12 protein-coding genes and 1 pseudogene are annotated in these 13,334 nt (G+C 37.7%); 3 read left to right on the forward strand and 10 right to left on the reverse strand.

What is annotated here, in order from left to right:
- Both AC5V8P_RS16450 and AC5V8P_RS16455 read right to left on the reverse strand, forming a co-directional pair.
- A partial coding sequence (locus tag AC5V8P_RS16450) for a PmbA/TldA family metallopeptidase (protein WP_495473729.1) occupies nucleotides 1-593 on the reverse strand: 593 nt, incomplete at its 3' end.
- Between the two features lie 420 nt (nucleotides 594-1,013).
- Nucleotides 1,014-1,280 (reverse strand): hypothetical protein, encoded by a 267-nt coding sequence (locus AC5V8P_RS16455; RefSeq protein ID WP_025365530.1) that lies wholly within the window; start codon nucleotides 1,278-1,280, stop codon nucleotides 1,014-1,016.
- Nucleotides 1,281-1,388: 108 nt separating this feature from the next.
- Between AC5V8P_RS16455 and AC5V8P_RS16460 the strand changes: the two genes are divergently transcribed.
- The gene (locus AC5V8P_RS16460; RefSeq protein WP_025679311.1) at nucleotides 1,389-1,613 is read left to right on the forward strand and encodes a helix-turn-helix domain-containing protein; all 225 of its coding nucleotides are present in this window, start codon (nucleotides 1,389-1,391) and stop codon (nucleotides 1,611-1,613) included.
- Nucleotides 1,614-1,749: 136 nt separating this feature from the next.
- On the opposite strand, the gene AC5V8P_RS16465 is transcribed toward AC5V8P_RS16460, so the two are convergent.
- The 3 genes from AC5V8P_RS16465 to AC5V8P_RS16475 are packed head-to-tail and all read right to left on the reverse strand — an operon-like array spanning nucleotide 1,750 to nucleotide 5,904.
- A complete protein-coding gene (locus tag AC5V8P_RS16465; RefSeq protein ID WP_025679313.1) occupies nucleotides 1,750-3,384 on the reverse strand; it encodes a DUF6119 family protein in 1,635 nt (544 codons plus the stop codon).
- 18 nt (nucleotides 3,385-3,402) lie between these two features.
- Nucleotides 3,403-5,205, reverse strand: coding sequence for a DUF7380 domain-containing protein (locus AC5V8P_RS16470; RefSeq protein WP_064796936.1), 1,803 nt, complete (start codon nucleotides 5,203-5,205; stop codon nucleotides 3,403-3,405).
- A gap of 12 nt (nucleotides 5,206-5,217) precedes the next feature.
- Nucleotides 5,218-5,904 (reverse strand): restriction endonuclease, encoded by a 687-nt coding sequence (locus AC5V8P_RS16475; RefSeq protein WP_064796935.1) that lies wholly within the window; start codon nucleotides 5,902-5,904, stop codon nucleotides 5,218-5,220.
- 400 nt (nucleotides 5,905-6,304) lie between these two features.
- Here AC5V8P_RS16475 and AC5V8P_RS16480 point away from each other — a divergent pair, with 400 nt between their 5' ends.
- Complete coding sequence (locus tag AC5V8P_RS16480) at nucleotides 6,305-7,135, forward strand: methyltransferase domain-containing protein (RefSeq protein WP_064796934.1); 831 nt, start codon at nucleotides 6,305-6,307, stop codon at nucleotides 7,133-7,135.
- A gap of 485 nt (nucleotides 7,136-7,620) precedes the next feature.
- On the opposite strand, the gene AC5V8P_RS16485 is transcribed toward AC5V8P_RS16480, so the two are convergent.
- From AC5V8P_RS16485 to AC5V8P_RS16500, 4 genes are all read right to left on the reverse strand, one after another.
- The gene (locus tag AC5V8P_RS16485) at nucleotides 7,621-8,001 is read right to left on the reverse strand and encodes a carboxymuconolactone decarboxylase family protein (protein ID WP_063208301.1); all 381 of its coding nucleotides are present in this window, start codon (nucleotides 7,999-8,001) and stop codon (nucleotides 7,621-7,623) included.
- A 16-nt stretch (nucleotides 8,002-8,017) separates the two neighbouring features.
- On the reverse strand, nucleotides 8,018-8,215 hold the full coding sequence (locus AC5V8P_RS16490; protein ID WP_064796933.1) for a YgaP family membrane protein: 198 nt from the start codon (nucleotides 8,213-8,215) through the stop codon (nucleotides 8,018-8,020).
- Nucleotides 8,216-8,274: 59 nt separating this feature from the next.
- Nucleotides 8,275-8,952 carry a Crp/Fnr family transcriptional regulator gene (locus tag AC5V8P_RS16495; RefSeq protein WP_063208297.1) on the reverse strand — a complete coding sequence of 226 codons (678 nt, stop codon included), beginning with the start codon at nucleotides 8,950-8,952 and terminating at the stop codon, nucleotides 8,275-8,277.
- Between the two features lie 815 nt (nucleotides 8,953-9,767).
- The gene (locus tag AC5V8P_RS16500; protein ID WP_064796932.1) at nucleotides 9,768-12,008 is read right to left on the reverse strand and encodes a right-handed parallel beta-helix repeat-containing protein; all 2,241 of its coding nucleotides are present in this window, start codon (nucleotides 12,006-12,008) and stop codon (nucleotides 9,768-9,770) included.
- Between the two features lie 201 nt (nucleotides 12,009-12,209).
- Here AC5V8P_RS16500 and AC5V8P_RS16505 point away from each other — a divergent pair.
- Nucleotides 12,210-12,314, forward strand: a pseudogene (locus tag AC5V8P_RS16505) (phenolic acid decarboxylase); the annotation flags it as partial.
- A 108-nt stretch (nucleotides 12,315-12,422) separates the two neighbouring features.
- Here AC5V8P_RS16505 and AC5V8P_RS16510 read toward each other — a convergent pair.
- A complete protein-coding gene (locus AC5V8P_RS16510) occupies nucleotides 12,423-12,989 on the reverse strand; it encodes a GNAT family N-acetyltransferase (protein ID WP_064796931.1) in 567 nt (188 codons plus the stop codon).
- Nucleotides 12,990-13,334: the final 345 nt, after the last annotated feature.

The raw sequence follows: 13,334 nt of genomic DNA on the forward strand, positions 1-13,334 counted from the left end.
GTCCCAGCATACGCTCCCGGCCCACGGAAACCGGACTGTCTATGCTCCCCATGAGTCGCAATCGCGCTTATTCTCATGCGGGTATACGTACGGGTATCCTCCACCAGCAGCCCGTTGCTATTGGCGATCAAGACGTTCTGGATCGAGTTGCTAATCCCAACAGAGGTTTGCGTGATGGAAGGATCATATTGACTTGCCGCCTCATGCGCCCGTCTCATCATGTCGATCTTGGCACGTTTTTGTGAACCGTCAGGGATGATCGCAATCGGATGTTGATTAGGGATCGCATGAGGATGGAGTGTAATCGTGTGTGTACCTGGCGCTCCACCTCCGCGAATGGCCTTGGCGGCCGATTTGGCCAGTCGAATCAGGCTCTGTTCGCTCATATCGCTGGTGTACGCATACACCGAAAAATGCTCCTTCATGATCCGAATACCAATCCCAAAATCGCGGCCTGACAGCGCCGTATCCACGACGCCCCCGGTCATGCCCAGTTGTCCATTGGTACGGTCCTCGACGAACACCTCTGCAAAATCCCCGCCCGTCTCCAGCGCGGCTTGCAGCATATCCTGAATCTGTGTTGGATGTATCATCACGTTCCTCCTCGTTTTTGCCATGTTTCATATTGTACGTCTAAGCGATTAAGATCATATGCGGGTACATGTTTATTTCCCATAACTTTACTATACATGATGTGGGAGTGGGTGTAACTATCTGGGTGGCAAGTGGTTTGGAAGGGAGTGAAAATTTCATGTGTGGGATGGAGGGATTGAAATGAGAAAACCCGATCAGACCGTGAAAGGTCATGTCGGGTTATTTGGGCGTTTTGATTACTGGGTGGATTGAGCAAGTACGTGCATGTAAGGCCGCTACGTAGACGGATCATTCTTCCGATCGCTGTTGACCCCAGATTTTCTTGATTATATTTTAGCGGCTAAAATCCGGGTTCAAAGGCGAACGCTCCGCTTCTTCAGAACGATTCCGTCCCCTCCGCTGTTATGCTTGGGTTTGTTTCATTTTGTTTCAATTTCTAACTGATTAGTTAAAATGCTTTTCTCTAAACGGATATAGTACAAAACATGGTTTAGTTCAATCTCCGTTGAGTGTAAATAATAGGTCGCTTCCTTAACTGAATCCATGCTCAACGCTCCTGCTTTGGCAGCGATAATGTTAAACGCATCTCCAAGTAATTTAATACAAGTTTGAATCCTCTCTGTGTATTGCTCTTCAAGTTCTACTAACTTTTCATACTCCGCTACCATGTCACTCTGAGAAGTCAAAATATTCCCCACCTTTTGGTACGTATATGAGTACCAGTTTTACAAAAATTATATGTTACGTTTATGCGTATCGTCAAGAAAAATTTGTAAAATAAGGTGGGAACCCTAATGGCAAAGAAAGTAGTTGTGAAAATAAACGAAATTACGAGAAAACACAATATCTCCTTGAGAGAACTATCACGTTTATCAGATGTTCGTCACGCCGCTCTCAGTGAACTTCAATCAGGTAAACGTGAGAGCATTAATTTTAATCATATCGAAAGAATAGCCGAGGCTATGAACATTGAAGATATTCGGGAGATTATTGATTTGGTGGAGATGAAAGATCAATAATGAATTAATAGCACTCTTACTTCATTGTCCAAAAAATAAAGGAGTTTTTCAAATGATAATAATTACAATAATAAGAGAGGAAAATACTATGAATCATTATAAATTAATTCAAATTTCAATTAACAAATCCCTAAATTTATTCTTCGTCTTCTTCATCAGTGGTTGTTTCCCCTACCACAAGTATTTTAAACATTGCAACCTTTATTCCTAACCTATTGATAAGATTAACATGATGCAAAAGATTCACTTTACTAAAAAAGGGTAATGTTACTCGAATATCATTAGACTTCAAGCTTGAAATAGCATAAACTAATGTACACTCATTATATGGGAAATTCTGCTCATCAAAATTCTCGTCAGGGAATTTCTCTAACACCTCACGTACCAAGTGTTGTCTATAATGAAGAGAATCCTTTAACATGGTCATTGAAACCGAACCTTGAGCAAAGAGATGGCTTAAAGTTGCTGATCGAGTTCCTTTTTTTACACATACAAAGTGCTTGTCTTTAGAAAGAAGATCACAAATTTCAATTTTACTTCTCGAACTAGGAACCTGAAAATTTTGTTTATCCAAACATAGAAAGTAATCAGAATTTTGCCTTTTATTATAGTTACCTTCTGATTCTTTAGTTTGAATTTCTGTAAGAAAATTAGCGTTATCAATTAGTGGCACTTTCATTATCTCATTTTGTATTCTTGCAAAATAATCACTATCTATTTTATACCAGTTGTTTAGTGAATATATAAATGTATTTTCATCATACTCAGTTTGAAAAACTATAAAATGATTTAGTGAAACTGGAGAAGTAACTGGATTCCCTGTATCGTCGAAACCTGTTATTTTTATTTTGCTTATTTCATTCGGAGAATTAAAGCCAATTTCTTTATCAAGTAACGAATAAAGATCCTGTAAAGTAACCTCGTCGGTGTCTACTTTTTTACGCCCCCGTCTTATTTGGTAAGTCGAACATTTCTCATATTCAATCATATCAGGGTAAGCTAATGAGAGATTATCAGTTTCTTTCTCACTAAGAGCATTAAATAAATTCAGACTTAAAGTAGAGATAATCTCAGCATCTTTAACTAATTTTATATTATCAATAAATCCGAAATTCTCCTTATAATTATCACTTAGGAATAGATCTAATATTTGAATGCATTTTTCTCCTAATCTTGAAAAAGTCACATCACTATTTAAACTTAACGAGGAGGTCGAGCCTCGAACGGAGGTACCAAATTCCTCATCTCTTGATTTCCCTGATACTAGATTAATCAAGTCTTGTTCAAAATCAAGATCAAATTCTCCTACCTCACTACCTTTGTTAAATAACACTCTTTTTTGTTTCGTTTTCAGATCTATGTTTCTTACGTCAAAAGCCTTTAGCTCTTTTGAATCAATTGAGTTTAGCGCTACTTTTAGCCCAAAATTGTTTTCCAAGTTATTTTTATCAATAGCATTAAAACCCAAGCCACCTGTTACAGCGAAGAAGTACGGGGTTTCATCTTTTATTACCTTAACTAAAATGACGTAGGAGTTAACTGTATTTTTTATTTCTTCTCTATTTGGAATTTCTAAATCATTTTCAAGAAAGTTAATCCATTTGGGCTCTTTTGATTTATTTCTTTGAATATATACTTTAAACTCGAAATTAAGTAAGACATCTCGAGGCTTTAGTTCAAAATAATTATTGTCTTCATTTACTTTGTTAGATAAAACTAGTTGGTTAAAGTTTCGTACATTCTCATTGAAGAGATAGTAGGATAATTTCAAAAAAAGGCCTCCTATGATTTAAGATAAATTCTTAATAGCTAGCAGTTTATAAATGCAACAAAGATGCAATGTAATCCACCACAGGTATTCTAATTCAAATGAGTAGAACTGATCATAATCTAGAAGTCCATGAGCCATCCTATTCCTTAAATTGCTGCCGAATCTCTCAACTAAAAGTCCCTGCAAGTCAAAGGTTATATCCGCTGTCAAAAGATCTTCTAGCTCTGGTAGATATAATAAGGAATTTAAATTACGTTCATCTTGTATCCCCTGAGCATCTATTCCAGACACTAAATATCCTGATTCATAGAGGATATGCCTTATCGAATTCTCAAGTTGAGGGATTAAAAGATGAGAACTAATCAGAAATTCACCATTTATACCTTGCTGAAGTCCTTGAGCAAAAATCAATTCCCGACCTATTGGTACAAACGGGTTGTTATACACAATTGGATAAAAATCTCGAATTTTAACATAATGATCCAATGAAATTTTCCTTCTTGCAGGATCAACTAAGCCTTGTGTATGAAGAAAGCGGAAATATTGACCTTTCTTATACATCTCAACTCTTATCGCTGCTTCAACTTCTTCTGGGTTACTTGACGTCATCGATGGTTGACGTTCTATCACTTTACCCATTTCATTTACTGCAACAGAAGTGAAGAGATGTTGAAACATAAATTTCTTAGATGATTTTTCAACTTGTGTTCTTAAAATTGATTTATCTTGTGGCTTCCCAATCGTACCCAAGGCAAACAATGCATCAATTAAATTTTTATTACTTACTATTTTCTCTGCTTCTTCTACATAATGACTTATATCAATTTTACCGCTCGATACTTCTATCAATTCCGAAACTGATTTTTTTTGATACCTGATTAACACTTTATGGATTTCGTCAATTCTACTTTTCGTATTTCCAGCTCTTCTCAACGCTTCAATTGCACTTATTAAATGATTTGAAGCCTTCGTATAAATAGGTTTTTCTCGGGAGATCTCATTTTCTGATTCCTTAACAAACGTTTCTGCTAAACAAATCAACTTTTTTCTTTCATTATCTTTATCTTTTCTTATATGGTGCCATCGAGCACAAATTCCCCAGTATGCTCTTGCTTTCGCCATATTATTATCATTTTCCGATTGTAACGCCATTGATTCTGACAAATTAGAATATTTTAGCGGATCACCTTCACGATATTGTAAGAGTAATTCCATTAACGTTTCGGATAAATAGAAGGGATCGTTACCATTTAGTTTGTCTAGTGCTTTTTCAACTGTATCAATACTTGACTGATAAGGGGTATTCTTTCGTCCCAATAAAACAGCTATCTGCAAGGCTCTTTCTATTCTAGTGTAGCAACCCGTCCAGTCTTCTGGATCAATTAAATTCCAAAAAGATTCGAGGTACGAATTTACGGCTAAAGCAGCGATCTTAAAATCTCGTTTCATAACCCATAATATATCCGCTACTCTTGCTCTCATCTCAGCATTAATTATATTTTCAACAATTAAATCAAGTAGATTCAGATCAAACTCACTAAGATCTTCTAGATTTGCGCTCCTAGACTCATTTAAAATTATGGAAGAACTAAACGGTGCACTAGACATGTTGTTAGAATCAGTATCTAAATGGAATGAGGTAATCATCCCTAACAATTCATATACCTGATATTCCAATTTATTTTTTGCTTCTTTGGCTTCACGCGCTTTTTGATAAAATAAAGGATAATATGAGGTGCATTCTTTACTGTCAACAACAGAAATAACATTCTCCCAAAAGACACCATCAATATCTTGTTTATTGATATTTTCGGATAACAAAGGTTCGCCCTCCTATATTACACGATTCTTTTTCCACCTTTTTAGCCTATCAGCAAGCGCCACCCCATTAATCAGCTTAATGTTCAACCTATCCGCCGCCTCTTTAGCAGCCTTTGTAAAATTACTCGTCGTCACAATCCAAGCATCATAACAACCATGTACCTGTTTACCAGCCTTGAGCCGGAGTACTATATCATTCCCGACATCACGCTTCCAGCGTTTACATTGAACAGCTATTTTATAGCCCTCTTTACCTTTGAGGATCAAATCAACTTCATGATCACCTGACCCACCAACTCGCTGTACTGAATAACCTTGATCTGTATAATAAAGCTCCATTAATCGTTCAAAATCTGTTCCTGATAGTGTATCTACATTAGCTTGGAGAATCTGTGCATCAGTTAGTTTTTTACTCTTTATTTTCCCTTTTGCCTTGCTTACCCCATTGTTCGTGCTAGCAGTTCTACTCCTACCAGTTTTTTTCGTACCAGCGACCTTACTTTTCTTTTTCTGTCGTTGCTTTCGTGTCCACATCGATCCAAATATTTCTCCAATAATCACAGAGCCAAGTAAGATGCCAAAAAGGTACCCCCAATGTAGACCAGGTATTTTAAAATAAATAGTAAGACCGACTATAATAAATAACCCTCTCAATACATAAGCAGCTTGCCTGCCTTCTGCATAATAAGTTCTTGCCACTTACTTTCACCTCATTGGAATATCTCAATTTATATCAAAGGACTATATACCCACGACCAAGGAAATAAAAAAAGCCAAATCCCTACTAAATTCTGCATAAATCTTCTTTATTTCTTACACTATAGCATATTCATGGGGATATATGGAACAAAAAAAAGCCCTTGAATAATACCAAGGACCTAATTCATTTCGTCTTCTAATTTAAGAGAAGACTGAGATTATTTGTGTTCTGTAAAAAAACAAGGAGTCGTTGATAACATATCAGTAATACATTATAGAATTGTTCATAAATCTTTTTGCTCAACTGGTGGTTGAAAATTATAAAAAATCAAATATGAAGTTATTGTTCGTACCAACAAACTCCAATAGAATTGGATTACATAAAGGAGTGTGAGAATTTATGAAGGAGAAGTTAGCAAGAAACATAAGTATATACCGCAAAGAAAGAGGACTTACACAAGAAGAGCTTGCACAAGTCCTAGGGCTTTCATTTCAAGCCGTATCCAAGTGGGAAAATGCTCAGACAATGCCTGATATTTCGTTACTACCTCAGTTATCAAGAACTCTAGAAGTAAGCATCGACAAACTTCTTGGGTACGTAACATGGGATAAACCGATTACCATTTACGAGGAAGAATATAAAACGCAAGAATATTACTGGGGTACTGAACCTAATAAAATGTGTTATCAGGTTTTGCAGTATATGCCTCCTAATAAACACATAAAATTATTGGATATTGGATGTGGTGAGGGAAAAGATGCTGTATTTTTTGCTAGAAATGGATATGATGTCACTGCATTTGATGTTTCGGACGCAGGTATAGAGAAAACCAAGCGACTTGCTGAAAAGACTGGTGTCCATGTTAATGTATTCAAGGCAGATATTTTAGATTATCGTTTGGATACGCATTTTGACGTTATCTTTTCAAGTGGTGTCCTACACTACATAAAACCGGAATTTCGCAAAGAAATATTTGAAAATTATAAGCAGTATACAAATCCAAACGGCTTGCATTTCTTTAATGTGTTTGTAAACAAGCCCTTTATTGCTCCACCACCTGAAAAAGAACCTAATGCGTATAAGTGGTACTCTGGTGAACTGCTTGCACATTATTACGACTGGTTAATTAAAGATAGTTCAGAAATTGTTTTCGACTGCAATTCATCAGGTATTCCTCACAAACATGCCATGACTAAAATGATTGCACAAAAGATAACCTCATTAGGCTAAAGATACTTCCATATTTAAGGCAACAAAAAGAGGGGTTCGATTTTGCCGCCCCTCTTTACTATTTAAGCAAATAATCTTCCGTACTGACAGCACATGGATTCCACATGCCTTGTGTATGTAAAAAAATATGTTCCCGCACTCAACCCAAAAGCGTTATTTGAATGCAGGAACATATTCAAATTCCTCTTAAACCCTCGTGCATCAATGCTTCTCATTTCGACATATCACTACCACGCACTCCACATGTGTTGAGTTAATATTAATGACAAATCAAAAAGATGTGATTACAAAATTATCCCATATAAAAACTAATAGGAGCCTTGACCAAGGCTCCCTTCTACTGAGATAGATACTTCCCCCTAGTGCAAGTACACTTGGAGAATCTGCTATTAATCATAGGCTTTATGATTTGATTATTACAATAATTCTATGCAAAGCATTATAGGAGTTCAGTTTAGTTTACATCCTCTAGAAAATTCCTACACTTAGCAAAAACACTCAGGTACATCATTAGATCCCTTTTGAGACTTATTTTCCTCACCTTCTTCATAGGATATCAGAGCGTTAACTCCGTGGCTGAGAATGGCACCGGCTCGTGTTGATGCTGCCACAAGAAGGGCTTCCATTATTTCTTCCATGGTACCTCCCAGAGCCTTATATTTTTTCACATGAACATCGATGCAATAGGGACATCCCGTTACGTGGGCTACTGTTACGGCAATTAATTCCTTTGTCTTTTGGGGTAATGTATTTGCTGTTTGATAAACTTGATGCTCGAAATGAAAATAAGAAGCGGCCGTCTCGGGACTTAATTTGATTAATTCCGGAATCCGTTGTAGATTAGTTGGGGATAGGTATGATTTCATATCATTTACCTCCTTTTCAATACGATTTGGTAGAGCATGTACGGACGCCAAGAATCCGATAGACGAAGCAGGTACCTAGCAGACTAGTCAGTATAAATGGAATACCTATTAGTCCTACGTATTTCCATGTACTTTCGACAAATACAAGCATTAATACCAGAACAATCCCAATTATGAATCGTATAGTTCGATCCAAATATCCGACGTTTTTCATGTTTTCATCCCTCCTGTGGTCATTTTAAGGGATAAAAACGCTTTGCTTCTGTGACATAATCACTTTACTTGAGCCAACTGTTCAAGCTCGAAGCGCTGAAGCAAATAAATTTTACCTCGTCCCAATTGAATCCATCCAAGCCTCTCAAATTCCTTCAGTACCCTGCTTACTACTTCCCTTGCTGTGCCTAATTCCAAAGACAATGCCTCATGGGTAGCATACAGGGGTGCTTCTGAATTGGTATTGGTATTCGTTTTCCGTAGTAACAGTTCCGCCACTCTGCGGTCCATAGGAAGGAACGTAATATCTTCAATAAGACTAGTAACCGAAATCATTCTTTTAATGAACAGACGGTAAATGAATTGGTTTAGCTCTTTATATGTATCCATCCAGTGTTTAAACAAGGCGACGGGAAGTACGAGCAATTCCGTTTCTTCTTCCGTTTCCGCTAACGCTTCGTACCCTGTTTCACCTAGAATGCTGGCCATCATAATGACGCAAACTTCGCCACTTTTCACCCGATACAGTGTCAATTCTCTCCCAGACGGGCTTATTTTGTAGATGCGCACACTCCCCCGTAACACGAAAGAGGCATGTTCGAAAATGTGTCCCTCCTCCAGAACCGGTTGGGCGGAAAGACTTATGATGGAAGCCCCTGTATTTTGCCACTTTTCGAGAGGAACTACGGAGAAGCAGGGGAATTTGGATACAATGTTAGCGAACTTCTCAGGATCCATGCAAAGCAAAACCTCCTAATAGTTTGTTTTTAAACATATGCAAAAACGATAGATTCCATTTTTTTAAAAAAACCCTTCCGTCATTGCAGAAAGGGACTAGGCATCGATGCTTCTTGTTAAACATCTCACCTTACTCGTTTCAGCAAAGCAACCGACTTCACATGTATGGATTACGTATTATTGACAACAAGGATGTGGCAATTACAACAATACAGGATTAGCAGAAGTTTTTCCATTTTCAACCTCTGTTTAGTGACCATCATCACATTCCAGCCTATAAGCTAAGGTTAAAATATACAGAACTAGCGTATCCTTTATTTTCATCCATTCCTTTTCGCTCAATTTTCATCGTTTTCAAGTATAAACAACTTTCCATAATGAACTTTTCGTATTCTCTTCTTTAGTGCTAAAGCCGTACTCTTCATAACATTTTTTCAACCAAAACATTATTATTTTGAGAATAAAGAATTGGAATAAAAACAGGGGAAAACTTGAGGTTGTTGGTTTTCCCGTTTTCCTCAATCATTTACCCTGTCAGTGTCAGATGTTTATTTGGAATGTCAAAAGTTTATTGCTTGGCTACACCTTAATTTCATCAACACCACGCACTCCACATGCCTTGAGTGTACAAAAATGATGACCCTAAGGCCTGGTCGCCCCTTGGCGGAAAATCTATCGTTTTTAGATCAGAGGCTTTATGTCTTTCTTTTTTTATTTTCTACTGAAAAGGTCCCTCCTGATCCATCTGCCCCAAGGCAGTCTTGGTTTTTCTGACTTTCTGACAATCCTGTCAAACATAAAACCAGTAAAATAATTTATTGCTCAACTACCCCAAAATCATCCACATAAACATATGCTGTACCAGGATTCTTGTAAGCATACACTGTTGCCCTGGTAGCGCCTGCTCCGGTTGTAAAAGGAATGTTTACCATTGTCCAGGATGTACTGTCAGATGTTGCGGATGCATCCGTTCCTTCAAAGCCATTAACGCCAATCTGAATCCGCTCGCCTATGTCTGCCTTGACCCAGGCGGTACACATATAGCTGGTATTAGGACTTAGCCCCGTAAGTACCTGCTCGATACCATCTTCTCCGGGTCCCAATCTAACACTCTTAGAGCCGCTTCTTGGTACCGATACACTTGCAGCAGTATCTGAATATGTTGCTGCCCATGGTGAGATTATCCCTTTCTCGAAATCAGATTGCCTTACGTTATTAACATAAAGTAAGCTGACACTCTCAAAAACCGGGTCCGGAGGTGAAGAAAAATCATGCCCGGCAGTCCAGTCAGTTCCACCGAACTCATATGCTCCAATATCCGGTGCCGCACCAACATAATCATTCGTGATTCCAGATATTACAACCCCTGCATTAATAGCTGGAGAAGTAGACTGCAACCTGAAATCATATGCTGTGGGATTCACAAATAACGGATTGGTTTCTGAGGTAATATTATTTCCCTCTATATGAGTACCAGGCAGTGTAAAGGCTGTAGTAAAGATATTGTTGAAAATTCTGTTGCCGTACATATCTGACTGAAAATTACTTCCCCAATATCCTACATTTCCGTTACTGTAGGTGGTATTGTTATAAATCAGGTTAAAATTACTGGGTGTATTCAATCTTATCCCTGTATAGTTTCCCCATACAACATTATGATGCACAATATAGCCCTTGCTACCATTATCCAGATAGATACCAGTGCCGGAATAATTCTTTGCCAGATTATCATGGATGTAATTATGATGAATTACCGTCCCTTGCCCATCCCAGGCAAATTCATAGAGTATTCCGCAGTCTTTTGTCAGCTTTCCTGCATTGTACAGATTATTATATTGTATCTGGCTGTTTTGGGTAGGCATAAATATCAGATGACGCCCAGCGTTATATACCGTATTATGACTGATTAGATGGTTTGCCCCCAATAGATAGATTGCCGGAATATCCGCTGCCGAATAATTTGCTTCATGAATAAGATTATTAATTACCTTATTTCCTGTTCCCTCTATACTCACCAGATTACCGGAACTGTAGGTCAAAGTACTGTCTCTAAGCTCATTATTGGTACCGGACATAAATATCCCTGTACTGTATTGTCTGGTAACATCCGAATCATGACTGACATATTCCGCAATCATATTAGAAACTTTACAGTAATTAGAATTCGACATTTTAATGCTGGAGGCAAAGATATTAATTCCGGTAATATTTATGTAAGAGCGGGAACTTAAATCAAATGCATAAGTCCGCTTCTTTGCTTCTACTGTCAAAGTATTCGGATCAACTCCACCAGGTGCCCATAAATAAAGTCTGCCAGTAATGCTGTCATAATACCATTCTCCCGCACTGTCAAGATCTTCAAGATTACCAGTAATATAATAGCTGTTACCGCCTGTCGCTGCAGTATCTATTTGATCAAAGGTAATGGAGCCGTCACTTGAGCTGGTAATGGTACTTTTATAAGATTTGTAGCCTGTTCCCGGAACACTCCAAACCGTTTTGCCAACCCAGTATCCAGGTGCCTGAGTTAAGTTTCCATCCTTGATGGTTGTAGTGGAACCGGAATCAACTGTTGCATATGTTGAATTTAAGGGATCAAGTGTTGATGAATTGGGCCATCTAGCTTCAAATTGCATTTGCTTATTAACAAATATCTGATTTTTTGTTCCAAGGGAACCCCTCATTTCCGCATAATAGATGGATCCGTAGTAATTTTTCCAGCCAGTAACCGGATCGGCACCGGATACCGTTACGTTCTCTCCTGTATAAGCCTCAAAGTTTATGGGTTTTGCAGAAGTTCCGGAAGTATGAAGTGTTACTGTTTCCCGGTATGTACCACCTCGTATGATGCAGGTATCTCCGGCTGTCATGGTATCTGCTGCCTTTTGTATGGTTTTCCATGGATTTGATAGTGTACCGGTTCCAGTGATGTCATTCCCCGTTGTAGAAACATAATATACGGAATTTGCCTTTACAGTTTCCACACCCAGATTAAAAGTAAATACATAAATCATCATAATTACAACTAAAAATCTAAAGCCTGTTCTCTTATTCATAGCTTACCTCCTGGAATGAATTCTATTTTTAGATACGGCTTCTACGCTTGGGCCTAAGTTCACTGCTAGGTATGTTCTAATGTAGAAATTTGTGTATATATAAGCCCTTAATTATTTAATCGACTTATACCGACTTAAAGTTTATGATTCTTTCGGCGAAGCTTCTCCGATACTGAACCCATCTCAGCCATTTCATTGACCATGCATGGTATTATTTTCTTTCCGAAATGGGTGCATGAGCATCCAGAGATTAAAGTACGCTATCAAATTGATTTCATCCCTCTGATGGAAGAATCGCGTGAAAAAAAGCCTGAGCCTGTGTCCCATAACGTAAGACAAATTAAAACACCTACCAACCTGGTCATACCCTGTCTACTTGACAGGGGTATGACCAGGTTGGTAGGTGCCCAGCGTTCAATTTCCTTCTATTTCTTTTTCAGCTAAGCTAGCATACTCTCTTTTTAGCAAAGAATAATGGTATTGATCGCATATCGAACCATCACTAAACCAATAATGCTCTCGATAAGCTCCCTCCAACTTAAAATGGAATTTTTCTAATAATTTTATAGAAGCTTGATTACATGCTGCAACCGTTGCATAAATTTTGTTCAACTCCAAATCCTTACGTTCAAAAATGGTATCTATAAATAGCTCTAGCAATACATTCGCATATCCTTGTTTTCTATGTTTTAGAGGCAAGTAGTATCCGATCTCGGCACTTTTATTTCGAGAATTATAGTCAAAAAGCTGTATCTTTCCTATCCGCTTATTACCGTTACTTTTATCAACCAAGATATATATTAATTGCCCATTTGCAAGCTTTTTCAGTACATTCTCTTTATAATTGTTATATGGAGGAAGTTCGATTATGGGTCGGCAAGTATGTTGCTCTTTTTCGCTTTCAGTAAAACTCCAATCATATAAGTCTGGTAAGTAATCTTCAATATTCCCACCAGTTAAAAGTACAAGTCCTCTTATCATTCTATCACTCCATTATTTTAAATTTAGATCGTTTGGATAGGGCATCATTTTGGTTTTAAGTATCTGTTTTGGCAGCATGAAAAAGCATCGAAATGGCAAAGCATGTGGCCTAGCACCATATTTCCATATTAACTCATGTTACACTTCCCTCTCATACTCCTACTTCTAAAAATAAACATAGTAAATCCCCAATGAATGGGTCATTCTGTAAACTAAATCTCTCTTTTAACCGATAAATACATATGCTGGGTTGTTTATTAAATATCACCTCTAAACTTTTATAGCTCACAAACCTTGTAATACATATCTATCTTGACTGACAGTTCTACTCATCTGCGTCTTCTT

Source organism: Paenibacillus sp. N119s (genome assembly GCF_059447605.1).